Origin of the sequence: Prauserella rugosa (assembly GCF_000719975.1) — a bacterium.
Lineage (GTDB): Bacteria > Actinomycetota > Actinomycetes > Mycobacteriales > Pseudonocardiaceae > Prauserella > Prauserella rugosa.
Genome location: NZ_JOIJ01000003.1, coordinates 255,176 through 281,472 on the forward strand (window position 1 = coordinate 255,176; position 26,297 = coordinate 281,472).

Annotated in this window: 19 protein-coding genes and 1 riboswitch; of the genes, 11 read left to right on the plus strand and 8 right to left on the minus strand. The window is 70.4% G+C overall.

Features of this window, described 5'->3' with window-relative positions; all coding sequences use genetic code 11:
* Positions 1 to 14: 14 nt before the first annotated feature.
* Both IF64_RS0106200 and IF64_RS0106205 read right to left on the minus strand, forming a co-directional pair.
* Complete coding sequence (locus IF64_RS0106200; protein WP_030531044.1) at positions 15 to 917, minus strand: DMT family transporter; 903 nt, start codon at positions 915 to 917, stop codon at positions 15 to 17.
* Between the two features lie 524 nt (positions 918 to 1,441).
* Complete coding sequence (locus IF64_RS0106205) at positions 1,442 to 3,127, minus strand: DUF885 domain-containing protein (protein ID WP_030531045.1); 1,686 nt, start codon at positions 3,125 to 3,127, stop codon at positions 1,442 to 1,444.
* A 160-nt stretch (positions 3,128 to 3,287) separates the two neighbouring features.
* On the opposite strand from IF64_RS0106205, the gene IF64_RS0106210 reads away from it, so the two are divergent.
* The 4 genes from IF64_RS0106210 to IF64_RS0106225 are packed head-to-tail and all read left to right on the plus strand — an operon-like array spanning position 3,288 to position 7,525.
* Positions 3,288 to 4,373, plus strand: coding sequence for a polyprenyl synthetase family protein (locus tag IF64_RS0106210; protein WP_030531046.1), 1,086 nt, complete (start codon positions 3,288 to 3,290; stop codon positions 4,371 to 4,373).
* A 13-nt stretch (positions 4,374 to 4,386) separates the two neighbouring features.
* Positions 4,387 to 5,892 carry a phytoene desaturase family protein gene (gene crtI / locus IF64_RS0106215; RefSeq protein ID WP_030531047.1) on the plus strand — a complete coding sequence of 502 codons (1,506 nt, stop codon included), beginning with the start codon at positions 4,387 to 4,389 and terminating at the stop codon, positions 5,890 to 5,892.
* Positions 5,889 to 6,749, plus strand: coding sequence for a phytoene/squalene synthase family protein (locus tag IF64_RS0106220; protein WP_051757514.1), 861 nt, complete (start codon positions 5,889 to 5,891; stop codon positions 6,747 to 6,749). Before crtI ends, IF64_RS0106220 begins: the two co-directional genes overlap by 4 nt.
* Complete coding sequence (locus tag IF64_RS0106225; protein WP_030531048.1) at positions 6,746 to 7,525, plus strand: LLM class F420-dependent oxidoreductase; 780 nt, start codon at positions 6,746 to 6,748, stop codon at positions 7,523 to 7,525. The genes IF64_RS0106220 and IF64_RS0106225 overlap by 4 nt, the downstream gene beginning before the upstream one ends.
* A 73-nt stretch (positions 7,526 to 7,598) precedes the next feature.
* On the opposite strand, the gene IF64_RS0106230 is transcribed toward IF64_RS0106225, so the two are convergent.
* Complete coding sequence (locus tag IF64_RS0106230; protein ID WP_246134744.1) at positions 7,599 to 8,132, minus strand: CGNR zinc finger domain-containing protein; 534 nt, start codon at positions 8,130 to 8,132, stop codon at positions 7,599 to 7,601.
* Positions 8,133 to 8,215: 83 nt separating this feature from the next.
* Between IF64_RS0106230 and IF64_RS0106235 the strand changes: the two genes are divergently transcribed.
* Positions 8,216 to 9,412: an MFS transporter gene (locus IF64_RS0106235; protein WP_246134745.1), complete on the plus strand. Its 1,197-nt coding sequence runs from the start codon at positions 8,216 to 8,218 to the stop codon at positions 9,410 to 9,412.
* 61 nt (positions 9,413 to 9,473) lie between these two features.
* On the opposite strand, the gene IF64_RS27630 is transcribed toward IF64_RS0106235, so the two are convergent.
* Positions 9,474 to 9,842, minus strand: a complete 369-nt coding sequence (locus IF64_RS27630) for an Rv2175c family DNA-binding protein (RefSeq protein ID WP_030531051.1) — start codon at positions 9,840 to 9,842, stop codon at positions 9,474 to 9,476.
* A 106-nt stretch (positions 9,843 to 9,948) separates the two neighbouring features.
* Here IF64_RS27630 and IF64_RS0106245 point away from each other — a divergent pair, with 106 nt between their 5' ends.
* Both IF64_RS0106245 and IF64_RS0106250 read left to right on the plus strand, forming a co-directional pair.
* Positions 9,949 to 11,961 carry a Stk1 family PASTA domain-containing Ser/Thr kinase gene (locus IF64_RS0106245; protein ID WP_030531052.1) on the plus strand — a complete coding sequence of 671 codons (2,013 nt, stop codon included), beginning with the start codon at positions 9,949 to 9,951 and terminating at the stop codon, positions 11,959 to 11,961.
* A 316-nt stretch (positions 11,962 to 12,277) separates the two neighbouring features.
* Positions 12,278 to 13,612, plus strand: coding sequence for a wax ester/triacylglycerol synthase family O-acyltransferase (locus IF64_RS0106250; RefSeq protein ID WP_030531053.1), 1,335 nt, complete (start codon positions 12,278 to 12,280; stop codon positions 13,610 to 13,612).
* A gap of 49 nt (positions 13,613 to 13,661) precedes the next feature.
* Here the strand turns inward: IF64_RS0106250 and IF64_RS0106255 are convergent, their stop codons facing one another.
* Positions 13,662 to 15,065: a class II 3-deoxy-7-phosphoheptulonate synthase gene (locus IF64_RS0106255; RefSeq protein WP_030531054.1), complete on the minus strand. Its 1,404-nt coding sequence runs from the start codon at positions 15,063 to 15,065 to the stop codon at positions 13,662 to 13,664.
* A 114-nt stretch (positions 15,066 to 15,179) separates the two neighbouring features.
* Here IF64_RS0106255 and IF64_RS0106260 point away from each other — a divergent pair, with 114 nt between their 5' ends.
* The 4 genes from IF64_RS0106260 to IF64_RS0106275 are packed head-to-tail and all read left to right on the plus strand — an operon-like array spanning position 15,180 to position 18,499.
* Positions 15,180 to 15,509: a WXG100 family type VII secretion target gene (locus tag IF64_RS0106260; protein WP_030531055.1), complete on the plus strand. Its 330-nt coding sequence runs from the start codon at positions 15,180 to 15,182 to the stop codon at positions 15,507 to 15,509.
* Positions 15,506 to 16,798: a hypothetical protein gene (locus IF64_RS0106265; RefSeq protein ID WP_030531056.1), complete on the plus strand. Its 1,293-nt coding sequence runs from the start codon at positions 15,506 to 15,508 to the stop codon at positions 16,796 to 16,798. The genes IF64_RS0106260 and IF64_RS0106265 overlap by 4 nt, the downstream gene beginning before the upstream one ends.
* Positions 16,799 to 16,800: 2 nt before the next feature.
* Positions 16,801 to 17,445, plus strand: a complete 645-nt coding sequence (locus tag IF64_RS27025) for a hypothetical protein (protein ID WP_157575501.1) — start codon at positions 16,801 to 16,803, stop codon at positions 17,443 to 17,445.
* A gap of 1 nt (position 17,446) precedes the next feature.
* Entirely contained in the window at positions 17,447 to 18,499 is a 1,053-nt protein-coding gene (locus IF64_RS0106275) for a hypothetical protein (protein ID WP_030531058.1), read from the plus strand.
* Between the two features lie 7 nt (positions 18,500 to 18,506).
* On the opposite strand, the gene IF64_RS0106280 is transcribed toward IF64_RS0106275, so the two are convergent.
* The 3 genes from IF64_RS0106280 to gltB all read right to left on the minus strand — a co-directional run bounded on the left by IF64_RS0106280 (position 18,507) and on the right by gltB (position 25,794).
* Entirely contained in the window at positions 18,507 to 19,466 is a 960-nt protein-coding gene (locus tag IF64_RS0106280; RefSeq protein ID WP_030531059.1) for a trypsin-like serine peptidase, read from the minus strand.
* Between the two features lie 170 nt (positions 19,467 to 19,636).
* Complete coding sequence (locus IF64_RS0106285) at positions 19,637 to 21,145, minus strand: glutamate synthase subunit beta (RefSeq protein WP_030531060.1); 1,509 nt, start codon at positions 21,143 to 21,145, stop codon at positions 19,637 to 19,639.
* Between the two features lie 77 nt (positions 21,146 to 21,222).
* Entirely contained in the window at positions 21,223 to 25,794 is a 4,572-nt protein-coding gene (gene gltB, locus IF64_RS0106290; protein ID WP_030531061.1) for a glutamate synthase large subunit, read from the minus strand.
* Positions 25,795 to 26,064: 270 nt separating this feature from the next.
* Positions 26,065 to 26,208, plus strand: a riboswitch (adenosylcobalamin (AdoCbl) riboswitch).
* Positions 26,209 to 26,297: the final 89 nt, after the last annotated feature.

Below are 26,297 nucleotides of genomic sequence, written 5' to 3' on the forward strand. Positions count from 1 at the left end.
ACCGGCGGCCCGGCTCAGCGGCGCAGGTAACCGACCGCGACCGCCGACAACAACAGTGCCGCACCGCACCAGCCCGCGGTACCCAGACGGTCGCCGAGCAGCAGTACCGACAGCACCGTCGCCGTCAGTGGCTCCAGCAGTGCCGCCAACGCCGCGAGCGCAGGCCGTGCGGTGGACAGGCCACGGAAGTACGCCGCGTAGGCCAGTGCGGTCGGTACCGCACCGAGATAGGCGGCGGCCGCCCACGCCTGCCACGGCACCGGCAGTTCCGGCGAGGACACGACCATCGCCGGTGCGAGCAGCACCCCGCCGAGCAGACAGCCGAAGGCGGTGGTGCGAACCGGGTCGAGACCGGGTACGCGGGACCGCGTCACGAGCGTGAGGGTCGCGAACCCCGCTCCGGCCACGAGCGCCGCCGCAAGCCCCGCGCCGAACAGCCACCGGTCGGACGTGTCCTCCGGCGACCACGTGAGCAACACCAGTCCGGCCACGGCACCCGCGGTGCACAGCGTCGTCCCGGCATCCGGCAGGCGCCGCTGCCCCACGGCGGTCGCCGCGGTGACGAAGACCGGCACGCTGCCGATCGTGGCCATCGTGGCCAGGCTGACCGAGGTCAGCGACACGGCTGCGAAGTAGCAGGCCTGGAACAGTGCCAGCAGTCCACCCGTGACGACCACGCGGCGCAACGCGGGACGCGTGCGCGGCATCCCGCGCAGCCGGCGCGTGGCGGCGAGCGCCGCCACGGTGAACACACCGCCCAGCAACAGACGGCAGGCCGCCACCGCAGGCGATGACAGGCCGGCCGCGGAACCGAGCACCGAACCGGCGATTCCTCCGGTGCCCCACAGTATTCCGGCCACCAGCAGACTCGCCGTGTCCACACGGGAACGTGCGGGCACCGGCAGGGAAACAGACATGAGAAACGCTCCAGCGTCGAGGAACGGACCGGCGAACCGGTCCGAGGAGTGCGAACAGACGTCATCGACGCGGGGCGGACGAGAAGGAGCAGGCACCGACAGCGCGGCGGGCACGGCTGCGGCCCGTCCCGTGGAACGGAACGGGCAGGCAGGACCATTCCGGCGCCGGGTACGGCAGCCGCTGGGGCGGCGCCGTACCGGGTGCCGTGGGCGGTGTCGCCGTCACGGGCACACCGGGACGCGTGCCGGGACAAGCGGCACGCGTGATCGGCCGCGCGGCCGCCCGTGATCGGGGCCGGACGCGCGGCGTGGCTTTCGTCGCCTACACCCCGCGAAGGGGGCGTGGCGGTGGAGTGATCGGAAAGAGCCGATGCATGCCGGGATCGTAGCGAAGCGGTGTGGCTGTGGGGTACGGGTTTTGCCGCACCCCACAGCCCACGGCGATCCGGTGCGGATGCTCCGGTGCAGACCAGGTGATCGTCCGGGTGCGGACGTCACGGTGCTGCGCGTGCGTTCGCGAGGGCTCAGCCCACGAGGAGCTCGCGGAGGGTGCCGAGGCCCATCCCGCCCATGCGCAGGGCCCTGCGGTGGAAAGCGGCCATGTCGAACGCCTCGCCCTCCCTGCGCTGCGCCTCGGCACGGGCTTCGAGCCACAGCTTCTCGCCGAGCTTGTACGAAGGGGCCTGACCCGGCCAGCCGAGGTAGCGGTCGATCTCGTCCCGCACGTGGTCGGGGTCGGTGATCGTGCGGGTCAGCATGAACTCCAGTCCCAGGTCCGGAGTCCACCGCTGCCCCTCGTGGAATCCCGTGCCCGCGGGGATCTCGAGTTCGAGGTGCATGCCGATGTCGATGATCACGCGTGCGGCGCGGAACAGGTGCGCGTCGAGCATGCCGAGCAGGTTGCCGTCGTCGTCGAGGTAACCGAGGTCGCGCATGAGCCGCTCGGCGTAGAGGGCCCACCCCTCGGCGTGCCCCGACGTGAAGGCCATGAGCCGCTGGAACCGGTTCAGCGAGCGTTCGTACACCGACGTCGCGATCTGCAGATGGTGGCCGGGAACGCCCTCGTGATAGACGGTGGTGACCTCGCGCCAGGTCGAGAAGTCCTCCTTGTCGGCCGGCACCGACCACCACATGGTGCCCGGACGGGAGAAGTCCTCGCTCGGCCCGTGGTAGTACGCGCCGACCCCACCGCCGGGCGGGGCGATGCGGCATTCGAGAGCCATCAGTTCGTCGGGCAGGTCGAAGTGGGTGCCGCGCAGGGAGCGGAGCGCCTCGTCGGACAGTCCCTGCATCCACTCGCGCAACGCGGCCTGGCCGGTGACGCGGTATCGGGGGTCGGCGTCGAGTGCCGCTGCTGCCTCCGACAGGGTGGCGCCCGGTTTGATCCGCTCGGCGACCTCCTTGGCCTCCCGCTCGACGCGCGTGAACTCCTCCCAGCCCCACTCGTAGGCCTCGCGCAGGTCCAGGTCGGCACCGGTGAAGTACCGCGACCACGTGCGATAGACGTCCTCGCCGACCGCGTCCTTCTCGGGAGCCTGCGGTGCCAGTTCGGCGCGGAGGAACCCGGCGAACTCGGCGTACGCCTCCTGTGCGGTGGCCGCCGCCTGCTCGAGTTCGCCGCGCAGGGACTGCGGCAGGTCGGCGCCCGAACTGCCGGCACCGGAGATCCCAGCACCGGAGATCATGGTGTCGAAGAAGCCGTCGCCGCTCATGCCTGCCCACGTCTCGGCCTGCTCGGCCACCTTGCTGATCTGGCGGATCGCGGGAACCCGGCCCGCCTCGGCGGCGGCGAGCAGCGACGCGCGGACGCCGTCGAGCGCGCCGGGCACGCCCGTCATCCGCTTGGCGATCGTCTCCCACTGCTCGGGTGTCTCCTGCGGCATCAGGTCGAACACCTGGCGGATGTCCTGCACGGGACTGGCGATGACGTTCAGCGAGGCCAGGTCCAGACCGGCGTCGTGGATCTCCAGGTCGATGGTGCCGCGTTCGACGAAGACGGCCTTCGCCACGCGTTCGGCCTCGTCGGCCGGTTCGGTCGCCTCGACGTCGCGTACGGCGCGGCGGGTCAGCGCCGCACGGTTGGCGTGCCCCTCGGGCGAGTAGTCGGTGAGCTGGTCGTCGTACCCGACGACGCCCAGCGCGGTCGCCTCGATGGGGTCGGCCGCCGCGTAGTCGTCGACGAATCGGTTCTCAATGTCGTGCACGCTCATAGGCCGGAACGCTACCCGGCCCGCGCGGCCGGCCGCGGCCCTTTTGCGCCTCCGGCGGAGCACCCCGGCCGAGCGTCCGTACGGCAGCCGTGAGGGGGCGCGCGCCACAGTTACCGGTCAGGCCGCACGGCCTCCGGCGAACGCCTGGAACGATGGGGTCATGAGCCAGCCCGATTTCGACGCCGACCTGCCCGCGCGCATCGGCGAGGCGCTGACCGACTTCCTCGACGGCGCGTCCGCGACGATCGGGCGGACCGAACCGGCGTTCACCGGCGCCACCGACGCGTTGCGCGCGTTCGTGCTCGGCGGGGGCAAACGACTGCGTCCCACGTTCGCGTGGTGGGCGTGGCGCGGCGCGGGCGGCGACCCCGCGGGCGCGGACACGCGGGGTGTGCTCCAGGCCGTCTCGAGCCTCGAACTGATCCAGGCCTGCGCGCTGATCCACGACGACGTGCTCGACTCCTCCGACTCCCGGCGCGGGTCGCCGACCGTGCACGTCGCGTTCGCGGGCGAGCACGCCCGCAACGGATGGCTGGGATCGCCGGAGCAGTACGGGCTGGCGGCCGCGGTCCTCATCGGCGACCTCGCACTGGCCTGGGCCGACGACATGTTCGCCGACGCCGAGCTGCCCACCGAGGTGCTGCGCAGGGCCAGGCCGGCGTGGCGTGCGATGCGGTCCGAGGTGCTGGCAGGCCAGTACCTCGACGTGCGGACGCAGGCCACGGGAGACGAATCCGTCGACGCCGCACTGCGCATCGACCTGCTCAAGACCGCCGCGTACACGGTGCAGCGGCCGTTGCACCTGGGCGCAGCACTGGCGGGCGCCGGTGCCGAGGTGATCGAGCCGCTGCTGTCGTTCGGCGGCGACATCGGAGTGGCGTTCCAGCTGCGCGACGACCTGCTCGGGGTGTTCGGCGACCCGTCGATCACCGGCAAGCCCGCGGGTGACGACCTGCGCGAGGGCAAGCGCACCCTGCTGGTCGCCCTCGGACTGCACCACGCGCGCGAACGCGGCGCGGACACGAGCGTGCTCGACTCGGCGCTGGGCGCCGCCGATCTGTCGGACGCGCAGGTCGACCGGGTGCGCGAGCTGCTCACCGACGTCGGCGCCGTCGCCGAGGTGGAGCGGCGGATCGAGACGCTCACCGACTCGGCCCTGTCCGCACTCGAGGACGCGAAGCTGGCCGACCCCGCCCCGAAACGCCTCACGGAGCTGGCCGTCAAGGCCACGCAGCGCACGTACTGAGGAGCGGCGGGCGATGCGGACGGTTTCCGGGGCCACCGACCGGGTGGTCGTCGTCGGCGCGGGCCTGGCGGGCCTGTCGGCCGCACTGCACCTGACCGGCGCGGGCAGGCAGGTCACGGTGCTCGAGCGCGCACCGCGGCCGGGCGGCCGGGTGGACACCGAGACGCTCGGCGGCCACGCCGTCGACACCGGTGCCACGGTGCTGACGATGCCGGAGCTGCTCGACGAGGCCTTCGCCGCGGTCGGCGAGAAGACCTCCGAACGGCTCACGCTCACCCAGCTGGATCCGGCGTATCGCGCGCACTTCGCCGACGGCTCGTCGATCGCCCTGCACAGCGATCCGGAGGCGATGGCGGCCGAGCTGCGAGCCGTCGCCGGTCCCCGGGAGGCCCAGGGCTACCTCCGGCTGCGGCGATGGCTCACCGAGTTGTACGCCGCCGAGGCCGAGCGGTTCATCGGCGGCAACTTCGACGGCCCGCTCGATCTCGTCCGCCCCGAAGCGCTTCCGCAGCTGGCCCGGCTCGTGCGGCTGGGAGGGTTCGGCAGGCTGTGGCCGAAGGTCGCCCGGTTCGTCACCGACGACCGGGTGCGACGGCTGTTCTCGTTCCAGGCGCTGTACGCGGGTCTCGAACCGCGCCGCGCACTCGGGGCGTACGGCGCGATCCCGTTCATGGACACCGTGGGCGGGGTGTTCTACCCGCACGGCGGCATGGGCGGTATCGCCGGCGCCATGGCCGATGCCGCCGAGGAGGCGGGCGCCACGGTGCGGACGGCCACGCAGGCGGCGTGGCTCGAACGCGTCGGCAGCCGTGTCCGCGCGGTGCGCACGGCCGACGGCGAGCGCATCCCGTGCGACGCCGTGGTGCTCGCGACCGAGTTGACGACCGCCTACCGCCTGCTGGGTATCCACCCGCGCAGGCCGCTCGTCCCGCGCTACGCCCCGTCGGCGGTGGTGCTGCACGGGGACGCCGAACGCGGATGGGCCGACCGGCTCGACCACCACACGATCTTCTTCGGCCACGCATGGCACGAGACGTTCCGCGAGATCGCGCGCGACGGCAGGCTCATGAGCGACCCCTCCCTGCTGGTCACCAGGCCCACGGCCACCGACCCGGCGCTGGCGGCCGGCGGCCGCGAACTGGTGAGCGTCCTCACGCCCGTGCCGAACCTCCACACCGGACCGCTCGACTGGACCCGCATCGCCCCGGCGTACCGCGACGAGCTGCTGGACGAACTCGAGCGTCGCGGACTGGACGGGTTCGCGGGCGAGTTCCGCCTCCACCGCATGGACACGCCGCTGGACTGGGCCGAACGCGGGATGGAGGCGGGCACCCCGTTCTCCCTCGCCCACACGCTGCCCCAGACCGGACCGTTCCGGCCCGCGAACCTCGTGCGTGGTGCGGACAACGTCGTGCTGGCCGGTTCGGGCACCCGTCCCGGTGTCGGCATTCCACCGGTGCTGATCTCGGGACGCCTCGCCGCCGAACGCATCGTCGCCGAACCGCTCGCCCTGCCATGAGATCCGAGTACCGCGCCTGCCGCAGGATCGCGGCCCGGCACGGCCGCACGTACTTCCTCGCGACGTTGCTGCTGCCACGCCACGCCCGTCCCGCGACCTACGCCCTGTACGGCTTCGCCCGCCGCGTGGACGACGCCGTCGACCTCCCTGGCGGCGACCCGCACACCGCGCTGGCCGGCTGTGCCCGGCTGCTCGACGACGTCTACGCCGGGCGCGACGTCGACGGTCCGGTGGCCGCCGCGTTCGCCGACACGGTGCGCCGTTACCGCCTGCGCCGCACGTGGTTCGAGGCCTTCCTGCGCTCGATGCGCATGGATCTGCACGTTCGGGACTATCCGGACTTCGCCGCGCTCGGCGAGTACGTCCACGGGTCGGCAGGCGTGATCGGACTGCAGATGCTGCCCGTGCTCGGCACGGTCGCCCCGCAGGAGGAGGCCGAGCCGTACGCCGAGGCGCTCGGCGAGGCGTTCCAGATGACGAACTTCCTGCGCGACGTCGGGGAGGATCTGCGCCGCGGACGGATCTACCTGCCCGCCGACGCGCTCGCCGCGTTCGGTGTGGACCGTCCCCTGTTGGAGTGGTCCGCCGCGACCGGCCGCACCGACGCCCGCATCCGCCGCGCACTGCGCTGGTTCGTGGCCCGCAACCACGCCGTCTACCGGCGCGCCCTGCCGGGCGTCGCGTTGCTACGGCCGGAATCGAGGCCGTGCGTGCGGACGGCACTGACGCTCTACCGCGGGATTCTCGACGAGATCGCGGGCGCCGATTACGACATCTTGAACAGAAGGGTGGTCGTGGGGAAAGCCCGCCGCAGCGGCGTTGCCGCACGGGCGTTGGCGACTAGGCTGGTGTCATGACCTCCAGGAACGTCCGAATTGGACTGCAGCTGCAGCCACAGCACGCCGACTACGACACGATGCGCCGGACCGCCGCCGAGGCGGAGGAGCTCGGCGTGGACATCCTGTTCAACTGGGACCACTTCTATCCGCTCTACGGCGATCCCGACGGCATGCACTTCGAGTGCTGGACGATGCTGGGCGCGTGGGCCGAGCAGACCTCGAACGTCGAGATCGGCGCGCTGGTGACGTGCAACAGCTACCGCAATCCCGAACTGCTGGCCGACATGGCCCGCACCGTCGACCACATCTCGGGTGGGCGGCTGATCCTCGGCATCGGTGCGGGCTGGTTCCAGAAGGACTACGACGAGTACGGCTACGAGTTCGGCACCGCGGGCAGCCGGATCGCCGACCTGGCCGACGCGCTGCCGCGGATCGAGAGCCGACTCGGCAAGCTCAACCCGGCGCCGACGCGCGACATCCCCGTGCTGATCGGTGGCGGCGGCGAGAAGAAGACGCTGCGCCTGGTGGCCCAGCACGCCGACGTGTGGCACGGCTTCGGCGACGTCGAGGTGGCCAAGCGGAAGCTGTCGATCCTCGACCAGCACTGCGCCGACGTGGGCCGCGACCCGGCCGAGATCGAACGCTCCGTCGGCGTCGAAGGCGCCCCGGAGGACTCCGGTCAGGCGCTGCTCGACCTGGGCATCACGATGTTCACGGTGGGCGCGGGCGGGCCCGACTACGACCTGTCGACGCTCAAAAAGTGGATCGACTGGCGCGACGCCCAGAACGGCTGATCCGCCACGCGCGTTCGCGGTGCCGCGCGCACACGGGTCCGCCCGTGCGGTGCGCGGCACCGCGAGTGCTCTCTCACGGTCGCCGGGCGTCCCTGGGCGCCCGCCGATGGGCCGCGACGCGTTCCCGGGTGGCGCACCGCGGGGAGCAGTAGCGCCGGGGGCTACCACCTCCCGGGTCGGCGAACGGTCGCCGGCAGGACTCCGAGGCGCAGATCCCGCCGGGCGGGCGTTGCCGCTCGGCGAGCGCGAACGCCATGGCCAGCCCCGTCGACGACATGAACCAGTCGACCAGCGGACCGTCGTCGTCGCGGTCGGCGTGCAGGTGCCACGGGTGCACACCGCCGTGCGAGGTCAGCCGCGGCGGCGACGCGTATCGCGCCAGCAGCGCATTGATCCGCGTGACCGCCTCGTCCACGGAGGCCGCGGCGAAGACCTCCCGCAGCTGCGGCGCCGCCTCGCGCAGCGCCTCGACGTCGGCGGCGGTGAGGCGGAACGGCTCGCGTTCGCCGTGTTCGACGAGCACCGCCGTCACGTCCTCGACGGTCGGCGCTTCCTGCAACACCACGATCAGATCGGCGGCTCGCCCGATGACGTTGAACGGACCCACGCCCACATAGTAACGTCTTGTTGATGCGAAGCCGTTACGCTTCGGGTGCGGCAGCGGGTATGGCGTCAGGTGCGGCATCGGGCGTGGCATCAGGCGTGACAGCGGGCGCCGAGTCCGGCGCCCCGCCGCGGCGTGCACTGCCCGGCTACCTGCTCGGCGCGACGAGTGCCCGTACCGGCGACGAGATGTCCGGGCCCGCGATCCTCCTGGCCGGCCTCACGGCGTCCGGCTCGGTCGGCACCGCGTCGGCCCTGCTGACCGGACTCACGTCGTCGGCGGCGATCGGCGGACCGCTTCTCGGCGTCCTGCTCGACCGGAGCCCGCGTCCCGGCCGTGTTCTCGGCACGGCACTCGCCTGTTACGGCGCGGGCCTCGTGCTCGTCGTCGCGCTGTTGGGCCGGGTCCCCACCCCGGCACTCGTGGTGTTGGCCGTGGCGGCGGGGCTGTTCGCCCCCGCGGTCTCTGGCGGATGGACGGCGCAGCTGCCCGACGTCGTCGACCCGGCCGGGCTGTCTCGCGCGACGGGGCTCGACGCCATGACGTTCAGTGGTGCCGCGCTCGCCGGCCCTGCTCTGGTCGGCATCCTCGCCGACGCGGTCGGAGCCACCACGGCCGTGTCGATCACGATCGCCCTCGTCGTCGCCGCCGTGCCGGCCGCGTGGCGCCTGCCCTCGCGCGTGCCCGGCCCCGCCGAACAGCTGCGTTCCGCCCTGGTGGAGGGGCTGACCACGATCGTCGCGACCCGGTCACTGCTGCGGGCGACGGCCACGTCGATGGTGTCGTTCGCCGGCGTGGGCATGCTCGTCGTCGCCTGCCCACTGCTGGGTGCGCTCCGGCTGGGCGATGCGAGTCGCGGCGCGCTCCTGCTCGCCGGGGTCGCCGCGACCGGGCTGGCCGCCAACGCCGTACTCGCGCGCAGGCCGACGCTGATCCGCGCGGACACCCTGTTGCTGACCACGACGATCCTGCTCGCCGTCGCCACGGCGGTCGCGGCGCTGCCCGGTGCGGGCTGGGTCGTGGGCGCCGCACTGCTCGCAGGGCTCGGCGAGGGGCCACAGCTGACGGCGCTGATCCGTATTCGCCACCGGGACGCACCGGAGCATCTACGGGCTCGCGTCTTCACGCTGGGCGCGAGCCTGAAGATCACCGCGATGGCGGCCGGAACCGCGTTGGCGGGCGTCCTCGCCACGCAATCGGTGCCGCTGTGCCTGCTCACCGCGGCCGCGGTACAGCTCGGCGCGGCAGCCCTGTTCGGCCTCCTGCGGCCGCGCCGCCTGTGACGGCGCGGTCAGTACGCCACGAACGCCAGAACGCCCAGAACACCTAGAACGCCGCCGAGTCCTAGAACGCCATCGCCTGGGCGCGGCGTTTGACCTCGGTGCCGTGGTTGGTGCGCAGCGCGTTGATGGGGGTGATGCCGGGAAGCGATTCGTCCTCGGTGAACAGCCAGCGCAGCATCTCCGTGCGGGTGAACCCGGCGTCGGAGAGGACGGTGATCGTGCCCGCCAGGCCCTTGACCACCGCGCTTTCCCGGAAGAAGACCTCGGGGATCACCAGGTCGCCGTCACGGCGGACGGCGATCAGCTGACCGTCCCTGAGCATCTGCCGCACCTTGTTCTGCGCGACGTTCAACCTCGTCGCTACCTCGGCCACGGGGAGAACCGCCACATCGGCGTCGAGCACATCGTCAGCCAGGGGGATCGCACTCACATGCACCACCTTGCCATATGCCGCCCCCGGTCGAGCTCCAACCGGGCGAACGGCCGACCGGGGACACCGGACGGGTGAGTTTCGCCCGTCCGTAGGATCTCGGGGTGTGACACGGACGGACGACACCCTCGTGGGCGCACTGCTCGACCGGCGATACCGGGTCGACGGGCTCCTCGCCCGCGGCGGTATGTCGTCGGTGTACCGCGGGCTCGACACCCGCCTCGACCGCCCCGTGGCGATCAAGATCATGGACTCGCGGTTCGCCGACGACCGCAGCTTCGTCGAGCGCTTCGAACGGGAAGCCCGTTCCGCGGCGAAACTGCACCACCCGCACGTCGTCGCCGTGCACGACCAGGGCTTCGACCTCTCCCCCGGCGCACCCGCCGACCAACAGCGACGGGCGTTCCTCGTGATGGAACTGGTCGACGGCGGCACCCTGCGCGACCTGCTCGACCAGCGCGGCGCGCTCGCCCTGCCGTTGGCGTTGACGATCGCCGAGAACGTCCTGTCCGCGCTCGGCGCCGCCCACGACGCGGGCCTGGTGCACCGCGACGTCAAACCCGAGAACGTGCTCATCGGCCGAGGTGGCGCGGCGGGTGGCGGTGTCGTGAAGGTGGGCGATTTCGGCCTGGTGCGCGCGGTCGCCGCGACCGGCAACACGACCGGCAGCGTCATCCTCGGCACGGTGGCCTACCTGTCTCCCGAGCAGGTCACGACCGGTTCGGCAGGCGAGGCGGGCGACGTGTACTCCGCGGGCGTCCTGCTGTACGAGATGCTCACCGGACAGGTGCCCTACACCGCCGACACCCCGATCTCCGTGGCGTATCGCCACGTCAACGACGATGTCCCGCCGCCGAGCGCGTCGCGTGCCGACCTGCCTCCCGCACTCGACGAGCTCGTGCAGCGCGCCACCCGGCGTGATCCGGAGGCGCGGCCGGCCAACGCCGGTGCGTTCCTGGCCGAGCTACGGCGGATCCGCGAGGACCTGGGCATCGTCACCACCGCGGTCCCGGTCCCGGCCCCACCGGAACCGGAGATCCCCGATGCCGAACGCACCGTGCCGTCCCTGCAGGCCGTGACGGTCCCGACGGCGGGAGGCCCCACCGGGACGCAGGCGTTGCCCCGGTCCTCCTCCGCCCAGGGTGCGCCCGAACCCGCACCCGAGGACGGCGCCGACGGCCCCAGCAGGCGACGTGGCCCGTGGCTCGCGTTGTGGCTGGTGGTCGCCCTGTTGTTCGTGGGCGGCGTCGGTGCGGGCGGATGGTGGTTCCTATCCGGACGCTACGTCGACGTCCCCGACATCGCGGGCATGGACCGCCAACAGGCGGCCGAGGCGTTGCGCCAGGCCGAGCTGACCCCGACCTTCGGCGAGGAACGCCACAACACCGTGCCCGCAGGCACGAGCATCCGCACCGACCCGCCCGCGGGGGCACGTGCGCTGCAGGGCGCCCAGGTGACGGTGATGGTGTCCCTGGGCAAGCCGGTGGTGCCTGACATCCAGTCGGGCATGTCGTTGGAGCAGGCCAGACAGGCGGTCGAGCAGGCCCAGCTCAACCCGAAGCACGACGAGAGCACCGACCAGTACAGCACCGACGTCGAGGAGGGCTCGGTCATCTCGGTGACGCCCCAGCCGGGCACCCAGGTCAACATCGGCGCCGACGTGACGATCGTGGTGTCGAAGGGGCCGGAGCCGACGCCGGTGCCCTCGGTGGCGGGAATGCCGCGCGACCAGGCGTTCACCACGCTGCAGCAGGCGGGCTTCGAACCGTACGACGCGGGTGAGGAGTTCTCCGCCGACGTCGCGGGCGGCCACGTCGTGCGCACCGACCCCGCGGCCGAGGAGACGGTCGAGCAGGGTCAGCGGATCGGCGTGTACGTCTCGAACGCCGTCGACGTGCCCGACGTGAAGGGCCGTCCACTGCCCGACGCACGGCAGCTGCTCTCGGACGCCGGACTGCGCGTCGCGGGCGAATCCGACGACGGCGGAGACGGTGGCGATGGCGGAGACGGTGGAGGAGGCTGGGACGGCGACCGGTTCGTGTTCGTCGTCGGCCAGAGCCCGGAACCGGGGACCCGGGTCGAGAAGGGCAGCGAGGTCGCCCTCAACACCCTGCCCTGACCCGGCCCTGACCCGGCCCTGAGCGCTCTGCCGGTGGTCGGCACGGCCGCGCTCCGCGCCGCCCGTGGTCGGTGCGGTGTGTGATCCGGCACGCATCGGCTCAAGTCGCGGCGTCGGGATGCCGACAACGACCACGGGGCGGTAGAACCTTCCCTGCCTGGCGTTTCCGGGTCGGTAACACGACGACCACACCCGTGTCATGCACATCTGGTGCACTGGCGGCACGGCTTTTTCAGCACCACCGGAGCGACGGCACCCGAGTACACCTCACGACGTGCACCGCATGCACGCGACCACCATTGCCCGGGAGACTCCTATGGCACCGGAACGGCTCAGCGCACTCGACATGGCCTTCCTCTGCCTGGAAGGCGACGCGACACCGATGCACATGGGCGCGGTCGCGACGTTCCGTCCGCGGCGCGGCTGGAACGCCGACCGGGTCGCGGACCTGCTCGCCGAACGGGCCGCGCGGATGCCGCGACTGCGCCGCCGCGTACGGACCGGCCCACTTCCGTTCAGCGGCGCCCACTGGGAGGACGACCCGCTGTTCGACCCGCACCGGCACGTGGCGGTGAGCAGCCTCTACGACCGGTACGCACCCGACCCTCTCGCGGCGTTCGCGCAGCACTGGATCGCCGAGCCGCTCGACCTGAAGCGTCCACTGTGGAGCGTTCAGGTCGTCACGGGGCTTCCCGACGGGGATTTCGCCCTGCTGGTGAAGTTCCATCACGCGCTCGCCGACGGGATGGGCGCGGTCGAACTGGCGCTGGCGCTGCTGGACGACATCACCCTGCCCGTTCCCCCGGCCCCGCGCCGGCCTGCCGAGGCGGACGACGAGGAGCAGGGCGCGCCGAGGTCACCGTTGGCCGCGGCCGCGGATTCGGCGGCGGCACTGCTCGGCCAGGCGGTCGAGTCGGCTGGCATCGCGGGGTCGATCGTGACCTCCGCACGGCCGTACCCGTTGTCGCCGACGGCCACGGTCAACTCGCCGAGCCGCCACGCGGGCCTGGTGCGCCTGTCGGCGTCGGACATCCGCGCGATCCGGTCGGCCCACGGCGGCACCACCCACGACGTGGTGCTCGCCGTGCTGACGGGGGCATTGCGGGAGTGGATGGTGAACCGGGGCCAGCGTGCCGACGCACGTGCGCTGCGCGCGCTGATCCCCGTGAGCCTACGTGGCCGCGAGCGCCGGCAGGCGGGCAACAGCCTGTCGGGTTATCTGTGCGACCTGCCGGTGGAGGTCGACGACCCGCTCGAGCGGCTGCGACTGGTGCGCGCGGCGATGCAGCGCAACAAGGAGGCGGGACCGACCCGCGGCGCGGGCGCGTTGCCGGTGCTGGCGAACCGGCTGCCGTCCGGTGTGCATCGACTGGCGGCGAAGGCCGCAGGCCATGCCGCGCCGCTGCTGTTCGACACGGTCATCACCACCGTGCCGGTGCCGAGCATCCCGTTGTCCCTCGACGGGGCGCGGCTGCGCGAGGTGTATCCGTTCGTCCCGTTGGCCCCGCACCAGTCGGTGGGGATCGCCGTGGCGACCTATCGCGACGGGGTGCACATCGGGTTGCAGGCCAACGGGCACGCGGTCGCCGACGTGGGATCGCTCGCCGACGGTGTCGGCAAGTCCATGGCGCTGCTGCAACAGCAGGTGTGAGCTCCCGCCGGTAGCGGCCGTTCCGTGGGGCGGCCGCCACCGGCGGAGGTCAGGACTTGAGCATCTCCGCGACGAGGAACGCCAGTTCGAGCGACTGCTGGGTGTTCAGGCGCGGGTCGCAGGCGGTCTCGTAGCGGCCGGACAGGTCGAGGTCGGAGATGTCCTGCGCGCCGCCCAGACACTCGGTGACGTCCTCGCCGGTCAGCTCGATGTGGATGCCGCCCGGGTAGCTTCCGAGCCGGTTGTGCACCTCGAAGAAGCCCTGCACCTCGTCGACGACGCGGTCGAAGTGGCGGGTCTTGTAGCCGTTCGAGGTCTCGTGGGTGTTGCCGTGCATCGGGTCGCACTGCCAGATGACCTTGTGCCCCGAGCTTTCGACCTTCTCCACGATCGCGGGCAGCACCTCGCGGACCTTGCTGTTGCCCATGCGCGAGATGAGCGTGAGCCTGCCCGGTTCGTTGCGCGGGTCGAGCCGCTCGACGTACTCGACGGCCTGTTCCGGCGTGGTGGTCGGGCCGATCTTCAGCCCGATGGGGTTGGACAGCAGCTCGGCGAACGCGATGTGCGCGCCGTCGAGCTGGCGGGTCCGCTCGCCGATCCACAGGAAGTGCGCCGACAGGTTGTACAGCTGCGCGTCCGCCGAACCCGGCTTGTCGAGGCGCAGCATGGCGCGCTCGTAGTCCAGCAGCAGCGCCTCGTGGCTGGCGAAGATCTCGGTGCTGTGCAGCGAGCTGTCCTGCACCCCGCACGCGGACATGAACCGCAGGCCGCGGTCGATCTCGGCGGCCAGCGCCTCGTACCGCTCGCCCGCGGGCGAGGTGCGCACGAAGTCCTTGTTCCAGTCGTGCACCTGGGCCAGATCGGCCATGCCCGCGCCGGTGAGCGCGCGCACGAGGTTCATCGCCGCGCCCGCATTGGCGTAGGCGCGGATCATGCGGCCGGGGTCCGGCACCCGCAGCTCGGGCTCGGCGGCCAGCGAGTTGACGATGTCGCCGCGGTAGACGGGAAGGCCGAGCGCGTCGGTGGACTTCGAACGCGGCTTGGCGTACTGCCCGGCGATCCGGCCGACCTTCACCACCGGGAGGCTGGCCCCGTAGGTCAGCACCACGGCCATCTGCAGGAGCGTGCGCAGGTTGGCCCGGATGTGCGGCTCGGTGTTGGACTCGAACGTCTCCGCGCAGTCGCCGCCCTGCAGCAGGAACGCCTCACCGCGGGCCACCATGGCGAGCCGCTCGCGCAGCCGGTCGACCTCGGCGGGCATCGTGATCGGCGGCACGCTCTCCAGCAGCGACCGCACGGCCGTGACGTTGTCGGCGTCGGGCCACTCCGGCTGCTGGGCGGCGGGCCGGGCGAGCGCGTCGTCGAGCTGTCCGCGCAGCTCGGAGGGCAGCGGGGGCAGCGAGGGCAAGGCGTCGAGGGGGACGTCCACAGTCCAGTTCACGACACCCAGCATACGAAGGCCACATGGCGGGACGGCCCCGCCCCGCGGCGCACGTGGGCACCCTTCCGCGCATTCGGCGGCCGAATCATTATGGTGTCCGCACACCTGTGCCATAGAGGGGAAAACATGGCTGATTCGGACTTCGAGGTGGATATCGGCGGCCTCGACGCGCTCGGAAAGAATCTCGATCGAACAGCGGAGAACATCGAGAACGCGACAAAACGGCTCGAAAACGTCGGACCGGACAAAATCGGCCCCGATGTACTCGACGAGGCCTGCGGCACGTTCCGTGACGACTGGGAGGAGGGGCTCGAGAAGCTGCGTGAGGCCATCGGCGAGATCCGGGAGGGTGTCGACAAGGCCAAGCAGAACTACAGCGAGGTCGAGAACCAGCTTCGCGAAAGCCTCAAGAAGATGGAGGGTGACCTCGAAAGCGCCGGGGCGGGCACGCGATGAGCGACGAGAAGTACCCGGCACTGGGCTTCGATCCGGCCCGCGGCAACGTGGCCACGGTGCGCAATCTCGCCTCGCAGATGTCCGACACGGCGACCTACGCCGGAGAGGCGCACGAGGTGCTGGTGTCGGTACAGGACAAGCAGGACGTGTGGAAGGGCCCCGCCTCGCGGGCGTTCGCCGACAAACTGGGCGATCTGCCCGGATATCTCGACAGCGCGCATTCCTCGTTGAAGAAGGCCGGAAAGGCCCTGAGCACGTGGGGCGACCAGCTCGAACAGCACCAGAAACGCGCCGGTGAACTCGAGGAGGCCGCGAAGAAGGCGATCGCCGAGGCCGAACAGGCCGACGCGGCGGCCCAGAAGGCGAATGCCGAGGCCAACACGCCGGTGATGCACGACGGCAGTCCGGGAGCCGTTCAGGCAGCCCAGTCGCAGGTCGACGAGAAGGCGCAGGCGGCCTCCGCGGCCAACCGCGCCGCAGGTGCGGCATGGGACCGGGTCGACGGGATCCGCAGGCAGGCCCAGCAACTGATGGAGACGTGGAACCAGGACGGCGCCGCGTGTGCCGAACAGCTGAACCGGGCCGCCGAACTCGCCCCGGACAAGGGGTTCTTCGAGTCGATCGGCGACGCACTCGCAGGCGCAGGCGACTGGGTCATGGACCACCTCGGCGAGATCGGCGACGTCGCAGGCATGATCTCCGCGGTCGCCGGCGCCCTGTCGTTCATCCCGGTGCTCGCCCCGTTCACGGGGCCGATCGCGCTGGCAGCCGGCGGCGTCGCCCTCGCCGCACACGGCGGCGAGATGGTCAAGGAAGGCAAGTGGGACGAGCCGTCAGCATGGGTCGGACTCGGTGCGGACATGCTCGGGGTCCTGCCCGGAGTGGGAGCCGCCGCCAAGGGCGGAGGCTTGACCGTGGATCTCATGCAGGGCCTGAACGTCAGCGACTCCGTCGCAGGCGGAGCACGCCTTGCCATGGACACCATCCAGGAAGTGCCCAAAGCCTCCACCGCTGCTGCCTGGGCAGGCGACAAGGTCTCCGGCCTCGTGGGCGGCAACGCCGACACCATCGCCAAGTCCCTCGAAGGGACCTTGAACGTGGCATTCCAAACGCCTTCGACGATCGAGGCATTCGCCGGGGAAGGCTCGACGGGCGCGCTCAAGGACGGTTCCGGGTACGCAGCAGCTGCGACAGCCGCGAACACGAGCCTCCGCGAATGGGAGACCACCGGAAACAGCATCAAAGGTCTCGGATCATCACTTTCCTCCTTCACCCGCGCCCTTGGTTGACGATGACAGACACCGATTCACTTTTCCCTTTCAGGTTCCAGCTCCCAGAGGGATTCCATCCGATCAATCTCGCAGCCACCACTGACGAACGAATACAATCAACATATAATCGATTACGTGCCGTCGTACCGTCATGGTCCGACGAACAGCACCTCGAAGCGACAGCGGCGGCGGCAGTCGCGGTGGAGACAATGCTCGCCAACGGGGTGATATACGCAGCTACGTTTCTCGGCAGGTCCGAACGGGTGCCGAACTCAGCCACGATGGCCAACTTCACCGTCGCAGTTCATCCAGCCGAAAGCCGAAGCGCCAGGCAGCCGGAAGAAATCGTGAACATCCTTCGCCAACACCGAAGAAACGCCAAGTGCGCATTGGTCGACCTGCCGATCGGACGGTGCGTGGCCACGATAGAAGACGACATACTGTCCGCAACGCCGGAGCCGTCGGAAAAAAGGTACACGGTGCGTCAGATCCAGTTGATCCACCCGATGGGAGGCCTCGGGAAAATAGCTTGCTTCGCAATGGCCACCCAGTTCGTCGACGACTGGGAGGACTACCAGGCAATCATGGCGAACATATGCAAGTCGATACGGTGGGTCAGCCGCGAAGGGTCGAGCGGCATCGGCAGCGTGCTGGACGGAGGCTGAGATGAACACGGTAGCTTGGACGTTCGCCGCGATCGCGATGGTGATCGGCGGTGGGTGCCTCGTCCTCATCGCTTGGGCTGTGATCAGCCAGCTGCTGACTCCCTTGGACAAGCGCTACGAGCAGGTGCGCAAGGAGCTCCTCAAGCGCGAGTCACCGACCGGGGTCGTCCAGATCAGTGCGACGCCACGGGTCGGGGTGAAAGCCGACAAGGTCCGGGAAATAGCAGAGGAGCTGGGTTTCGTCTACGACGGCGACTCCAACATCCACAGTCGTCAGCTCAACTTCCACCGGCCGCTGCCCGGCGGTGCGCGATCGACGTCCGGCGATTCGCCGACCGGCGCTGCGCGAACCACATCGACCGCGACGTCGACGACACCCGGAGGCGCCCCCGATCACTCGGCATTCCTCGCCCAGCTCGCCTCGCTGACGACGGACAGCAGCGGCACCGCACGTGTCGACCTCGGAGACTTCCACCCGCGGCAACACAAGGAACTCGTACGGCTCGCCGACGCGCACGGGTGGACCTACGTGCACCCCGACCGGCGCGACGGCAGGGCCGGCTTCCTCGCCACACGCCACGGCACCGAGACCGTCACCACCAACGACGAGTACTTCATCAAGGGCCCCGGAATCGACGAGCTGAGCCGCGACCCGGTCGCCCAACGGGTAGCCACTGAGGCGGAAGCCGAATTCGGCGTCAACCCCCTGTCCCCGCTCGCCTACAACGAGGCGGCAGCCCGCTACAAGGCCGACAGCCGGCGCACCAACCGCTGGGCTGCTGTGTTCACCCTGCCGTTCCTGACGCTGATCGTCGTCGCCTTGGCCACCGGGCGACTGCTGGGCGACGGTGGCACCACCGCGGCCGTGGTCGTCGGCATCTGGGTCGGCCTCGCCGCGCTGGCGACGCTCGGCGTCGTCGGCCTGACGCACGCCCACCGTCGCCGCAAGGCCAACCTCGCTCCCTACAAACAGGCGTACGAGAAGGTCGCACACGCCGCCGTCCACGGCGGACACGGCATCAGCGACCGGTCCGCCGCGGACGACGCGCACTGAACCCGCGTCAGGCCGCGGACGCCTTGTCGTAAAGGGCCTTGGCCGAGTCACCGAAGTACGGGCCGAACATCACGTTCGGCAGGAACGTGTACCCGAAGCTGTTCACCGACTCCTGCACACCCGTTCCCGTCGCCGGATCGAACGAGCTGAACCACGGCCCGCCACTGGAACCACCGGTCATGTCGCAGTTCATGCCGTGATCGTCGGTCAGCAGCGGATCGGTGAACGTGCCCCCGGCGCAGTAGGTCAACGTGCTCCCGTCGTACGGGTCGGCGGCCGGGTATCCGAACGAGTGCATCTCCTGACCACGCTCACCGTTGAACGCGATCCGCTGGGCACCGACCGTGTCCGCCACTGTGCGGCCGTTCTTCGTCTCCACGACCGCCATGCCGACGTCGTGGTTCATGTCCTCGTCGGCCTCCCACTGCGGGGTGGTCATCGTCTGTTCGGCCGCCCACTCACCGTGCGGCGCGGCACCGTCGTCGTAACCGGGCACGAAGACCCAGTCGCTGTGCCATCCACCCTGGTACTTCACACAGTGCCCGGCGGTGACCACGACGCTGCCGTTGGCACTGTCGACCACGTTGCCGCTGCACGAGGCGTCCTGGCCACCCATCGAGAAGAACACCCGGCCCGTGGTCTTCGTGACCTCACCACCGCCGGTCCACGGATCCCCCGTCGATGCGCCCTCCGGCGACGGCAGCAGCTCCGGCAACGCGTTCAGCAGCCCGCCGACGAGCTCGGTGGACAGCGACAGCACCTTGTCGAGGGGAATCGCCGAGCGCATCCGCTGAGGCGTCCAGTCCGTGGCGTCGCCGGCCCGGACGTCGTGCACGGCCACGTCCGAACCGCTACCGCGCGGCGCATCGCCCGCCGCGGCGGGGGCAGCCACAGCTGTCGTCACCACGGCCGCCGCGGCGAGCACCGCACCCGCTCGCCGCAGCCCGCGTGTTCCTCGGATCCGCATACCAGCCTCCTTGCCGGAGATTCACAGAAACTCCGGCAAGGCTCGCGGGAATGCACTAGTCCAGGTACCGCCACGCAGCCCAAGAACCGATCACCACGACGGACGCACCCACACGGGTGAGCAGGCGCGGGTCCCCCGGCTCGGACTCCCTTGGCTCAGACTCCCCTGGCTCAGACCACGGCCAGCGGGAGCGCGGTGGGGTGCACCGGCGACGGGAGGTCCGATCCGCCCGTCAGGTAGGCGTCCACCGACGCGGCCACCGACCTGCCCTCGGCGATCGCCCACACCACCAGCGACGCCCCACGGTGGGCATCACCGCAGACGAACACGCCCGGTGCGTCGGTCTGCCAGTCGGACCCGCACGAGACCGTGCCGCGACGGTTCAGCGACAGGCCCAGGTCGTCGACGAGCCGCATGTGCTCGACACCCTCGAAACCGATCGCCAACAACACCAGATCCGCGGGCAGCTCCTGCACCTCGTCACTGGTCGGGACGACCTCGCGGCGGCCGGTCTCCGGGTCCTTCTCGACCCGCACCGTGTGCAGCTCCACCGCGCGGACGCGGCCCTCGTCGTCGCCGACGAAACGCTTCACCGCCACCGCGAACAGCCGCTCCCCCGTCTCCTCGTGCACCGGATAGGTGCGCAGGATGTACGGCCACGTCGGCCACGGCGACCGCTCGTCGTCCCGGCTCTCCGGCGGCTCCGGATACTGGTCGAGCTGCGTCACCGACAACGCGCCCTGGCGGATCGCCGTGCCGTAACAGTCGGCGCCCGTGTCACCGCCGCCGATGATCACGACGTGCTTGCCCTCGGCGGTGATCTCCGGCGGACCGTCACCCTCACAGTGCCGGTTCGCCGGCACCAGGTGCTCCATCGCGAGGTGGATACCGGCCAGGTCGCGACCGGGCGTCGTCGTGTCGTCCCTGCCGCGCAACGCGCCCACGGCGAGCACCACGGCGTCGTAACGCTCCCGCAGATCCTCGACGGTGATGTCGACACCCACCTCGCAGCCGGTGACGAACGTCGTGCCCTCGTTGCGCAGCTGCGCCAACCTTCGGTCGAGGACCTTCTTCTCCATCTTGAACTCGGGGATGCCGTACCGCAGCAGCCCTCCGAGCCGATCGTCGCGCTCGAAGACCGTCACCTCGTGGCCCGCACGCGTCAACTGCTGCGCCGCCGCCAGCCCGGCCGGACCCGAACCGACGACCGCGACCTGCCTGCCCGTCGACTCCTCCGCCGTGCGCGGCTCGACGTAACCGGCCTCCCACGCCTGCGCCGAGATCGTCTCCTCGACCCGCTTGATCGCGACCGGCCCACCGGACAACGGCGAGATCGACAGGGTGCACCCCGCCTCGCACGGCGCGGGACACAACTTGCCCGTGAACTCGGGGAAGTTGTTCGTCGCGTGGAGCCGCTCACTGGCCTCGGCCCAGTCGCCGCGGCGCACCAGATCGTTCCACTCGGGAATCAGATTGCCCAGCGGGCAACCCGACCGCTCGTTGTGGCAGAACGGGATACCGCAGTCCATACAGCGGCTCGCCTGCGTGGCGACCTCCGCGTTGCGCACGTCCTGCGGCTGCTCGGCATACACCTCACGCCAGTCGTGCACCCGCTCGGCCTTCGGCCGCTTCGGCGGCTCGACACGTTCGTACTTGAGAAAACCCGTCGGATCAGCCACGGGCAGCCTCCTGTGTCCTGTGGGGCACCCACACCCGGTCGGCACCCATGGCCACCGCTCCGCAAGCTCCGCAATCCTCAGCCACGGGCAGCCTCCATGATCGCCTCGTCGACATCGCGACCCTCGGCACGCGCGGCCTTGGTCGCCTCGAGCACCCGCTTGTAGTCGCGCGGCATCACCTTCGTGAACGCCGCGGACCTGCGGGGCCAGTCACCGAGCAGCGAGGCGGCCACAGCCGACCCCGTCAGCTCCGCGTGCCGGACGACGATGTCCCTCAGCCACGCCAACTCACCACTGGACGGCTGCTCCAGCTCGACCATCCCGCGGTTCACCTTCCGCACGTCCAGGTCGAGGACGTACGCCTCGCCACCGGACATGCCCGCCGCCAGGTTGCGCCCGGACGAACCGAGCACCACGGCCTGGCCGCCGGTCATGTACTCGAACGCGTGGTCACCGACGCCCTCACACACGATGAGCGCACCGGAGTTGCGCACGCCGAACCGCTCCCCGACCTGGCCGCGCAGGAAGATCTCCCCGCTCGTGGCGCCGTAGGCGATCGTGTTGCCCGCGATCACCTGACCCTCGGCCGCGAACAGCGCGTCCTCGTGGGGGCGCACCACGATGCGCCCACCCGACAGTCCCTTGCCGACGTAGTCGTTGGCGTCGCCGACGAGGTCGAGCGTGACACCGGGCGGCAGGAACGCACCCAGCGACTGGCCCGCCGATCCCGTCAACGCCACGCGGATCGTCTCGTCCGGCAGTCCGGCGCTGCCGTACCGCCGGGTGATCTCCGCGCCGAGGAGTGTGCCCACGGTGCGGTTGACGTTGCGGATCGGCAGTTCGAGCCGCACCGGATGCGCGTCCTCCAACGCGGCCTCGGCCAGCTGGATCAACGTGTGGTCGAGCGCGTGCTCGAGCCCGTGGTCCTGCTCGCGGACCTTGCGCGTGGCCTCGCCGTAGGGAGTCTCCTCCGGAGCCGCGAAGATCGGCGACAGGTCCAGCCCGTCGGCCTTCCAGTGCTCCACGGCCTCGTCGACGTCGAGCGCGTCCACCCGGCCGATGGCCTCGTCGAGCGAGCGGAAGCCCAACTCGGCGAGCAGTTCCCGCACCTCCTGGGCGACGAAGTGGAAGTAGTTGACGACGTGCTCGGCCTGTCCGGTGTAGCGCTTGCGCAGGTCCGGGTTCTGCGTCGCGACGCCCACCGGGCACGTGTCCAGGTGGCACACGCGCATCATGATGCAGCCGGCCACGATGAGCGGCGCGGTCGCGAACCCGTACTCCTCCGCGCCGAGCAGCGCGGCGACGACGACGTCCCTTCCAGTCTTCATCGCCCCGTCGACCTGCACCGTGATCCGGTCACGCAGGCCGTTGAGCATCAGCGTCTGCTGCGTCTCGGCCAGCCCGATCTCCCACGGCGTGCCTGCGTGCTTCAGGGAGTTCAACGGCGAGGCGCCCGTGCCGCCGTCGTGGCCGGAGATCAGCACCACATCGGCGTGCGCCTTCGACACCCCCGCGGCGACCGTGCCGACGCCCAGCGAACTGACGAGCTTGACGTGTACACGCGCGCGGTCGTTGGCGTTCTTCAGATCGTGGATCAGCTGGGCCAGGTCCTCGATCGAATAGATGTCGTGGTGCGGAGGCGGCGAGATCAGCCCGACCCCCGGCGTGGAGTGCCGGGTCTTGCCGATCCACGGATACACCTTGTTCGGCGGAAGCTGACCACCCTCGCCCGGCTTGGCGCCCTGGGCCATCTTGATCTGGATGTCGTCGGCGTTGACCAGGTATTCACTCGTCACGCCGAACCGTCCACTCGCGACCTGCTTGATCGCGCTGCGCCGCTCGGGGTCGTAGAGCCGTTCGACGTCCTCGCCACCCTCACCGGTGTTCGACCGGCCACCGATGCGGTTCATCGCGATCGCGAGCGTCTCGTGCGCCTCGGCCGAGATCGAACCGTACGACATGGCACCGGTGTTGAACCGCTTGCAGATCGACTCGACGGACTCGACCTCGTCGATCGGCACCGGCGCACGCCCCTCGGAGCGGAACCGGAACATGCCGCGCAGCGCACCGCCCTGGCGGTTGAGCTCGTTCACCTTCTCCGTGTAGGCGCGGTAGGTCTCCTGCCTGCGCGTCTTGCTGGCGTGCTGGAGCAGGAACACCGTCTCGGGCGTGAACAGGTGCAACTCGCCCTCGCGCCGGTAGGCGTACTCGCCGCCGGTCTCGAGACCGCGGTGCGCGCGTTCGGTGGGGTTCTCCGGGTAGGCGCGCCGGTGCCGCATGGCGACCTCCTCGGCGAGCACGTCGAGCCCCACGCCGCCGAGCTTCGACGAGGTACCGGTGAAGTACTCGTCGAGCAGGTCCTGCGACAGTCCGAGTGCCTCGAAGACCTGTGCCGCCGTGTAGGCGCCGACCGTCGAGATACCCATCTTCGACATGATCTTCAGAACGCCCTTGACCAGGGCGGTCACATAGTTGCGGACCGCCTTCGCCGGCTCGATCCCGGTGATCGCACCCTGGGCGATCATGTCCTCGATCGTCTCGAACGCCAGGTACGGGTTCACCGCCGCCGCGCCGTATCCGAGCAGCAGGGCGATGTGGTGCACCTCGCGGGCGTCACCGGTCTCGACGACCAGGGCGACCTTGAGCCGCTCCTTGGTGCGCACCAGGTGGTGGTGCACCGCCGAGACGAGCAGCAACGACGGGATCGGCGCCATGCGGTGGTCCGAGTCGCGGTCGGACAGTACGAGCGTCCGCGCACCCGCGGCGATCGCCTCGGAGGCCTCCCTGCGGACCCGCTCGATCGCCTCGGCCAGCGCCGGACCGCCACCATCCACTTCGTACAGTCCCGAAAGGACGGCGCAGGCGAACCCGGGCAGATCGCCGTCGTCGTTGATGTGGATGAGCTTGGCCAGCTCGTCGTTGTCGATCACCGGATACGACAGCTCGATGTGCCGGCACGACGCGGGCCCCGGAGCCAGCAGGTTCTGCTCCGGCCCCATGATGCGGCTCATCGACGTCACCATCTCCTCGCGGATCGCATCCAGCGGCGGATTGGTGACCTGGGCGAATCCTTGCTTGAAGTAGTCGTAGAGCAGGCGGGACCGCTGCGAGGTCATCGCGGTCGGGGTGTCGGTGCCCATCGAGCCCAGCGGTTCGGCGCCGGTGGAGGCCATCGGCCCGAGCAGGATCTTCAGCTCCTCCTCGGTGTAGCCGAACGACAGCTGACGGCGCAGCACGGACGCATGCGTCTGCGTGATGTGGTCGCGGTCGGGCAGCTCGGACAGGCTCAGGAGCCCGGCGTGCAGCCACTCGTCGTAGGGCGCCTCGCCCGCCAGGCCGTCCTTGATCTCGTCGTCGCTGACGATCCGGCCTGCCTCGGTGTCCACGAGGAACATGCGGCCGGGCTTCAGCCTGCCCTTCGCGATGACGTTGTCGGGCTCGATGTCGAGCACGCCCGCCTCGCTCGCCAGGACCACACGGTCGTCGGCCGTGCGCCACCAGCGCGCGGGCCGCAGGCCGTTGCGGTCCAGCACACCGCCGACGACGGAGCCGTCGGTGAACGTCACGCAGGCGGGGCCGTCCCACGGCTCCATCAGGCTGGCGTGGAACCGGTAGAACGCGCGGCGCTGCTCGTCCATCTCGGTGTGGTTCTCCCACGCCTCCGGAACCATCATCAGCACCGCGTGCGGCAGGCTTCGCCCGCCGAGGTGCAACAGCTCCAGGACCTCGTCGAAGGAGGCCGAGTCGGACGCGTCGGGCGAACACACCGGGTACAGGCGCGACAGGTCGCCCGGGATCAGGTCGGTCTGCAGCAGCGCCTCGCGAGCGCGCATCCGGTTGCGGTTGCCGCGGACGGTGTTGATCTCACCGTTGTGCGCGACGAACCGGAACGGGTGCGCCAACGGCCACGACGGGAAGGTGTTCGTCGAGAACCGCGAGTGCACCAACGCGATCGCGCTCACCATGCGCTCGTCCCGCAGGTCGGGGAAGAACAACGGCAGCTGCTCGGGGGTGAGCATGCCCTTGTAGACGAAGGTGCGTGCCGACAGCGACGGGAAGTACACCCCGCAGCCCGCGTCCTCCGTCTCGTGCTCGGCGCGCTTGCGCAGGCAGAAGGTCAGGCGGTCGAGGTCGATACCGGACGGCAGTTCACCGTCGGCGTCGGGCTCACCCGTGACGTGCAGGTACGAGAAGTGCGGCATGACCGAACGAGCCGTGGGCCCGACATCGGCGGCGTCGGCGTCGACCGGGACGTCCCGCCAGCCCGCGACCCGCAGACCCTCCTCGGCCGCAATGCGTTCGATGATCGTCACGGCCTTGCGGCGCTGCTCGTCGTCCGCGGGCAGGAACGCGATGCCCGCCGCGTAGTGGTGCCTGCCGAACGCGTCCGGACGAGGCAGGTCGAAATCAGCCTCCGCACGCAGCAGCTCGTCGGGGAGCTGCACCAGGATTCCGGCACCGTCGCCGCTGGTCGGTTCGGCGCCTGCGGCACCACGGTGGTCGAGATTCGTCAGCGCGGTCAGACCGTCGGTGACGATGCTGTGGGAGCGGACACCACGGACGTGCGAGACCATGGCGACACCGCAGGAATCCTGTTCCGTCGCGGGATCGTAGAGACCCTGCCGAGACGGAATCGCGGAGAAGATCAACTGAGACCTCCTGCGTCGTCTTCGTGCTCGGTACCTTCGGGGCACGGGACGACGATGGCCCGCTTATTATCGCGACCTTAACATCCGGGAAACGTCCCAGCGCCAGATCAGACGGCCAATTTTCGCTCGAACCGTAACAATCCAGCGACCCCGGACGACCTAGTTTCTGATGGGCGGTTCGGTCGCGGCAAGAGGCTCAGCGCCGAGCGTCCTTCACATCGAGTGTACGTGGCCTCATTGCGACATACGGGGCGCATCAGCGTGGGGCTGGTAACGTCGTCTCGACGCGGGCGGTAGCGAAGTCCGGTGCGAATCCGGCGCTGTGCCGCAACTGTGATGCCCTCCGGGGCGAGTCAGGTCGCCTTCGCCCGTGTCGACGCCTTGTCCACCTCCGGCGCAGAGGTGGGGTGTCAGGGACGGTCTCGACGCCGACTCGGGCGCTCCCGCCCTCGGTGCCGGCCTGACCATCCGAGGTCGCAGTGTTCCCCTGGTCCCGGCCCACC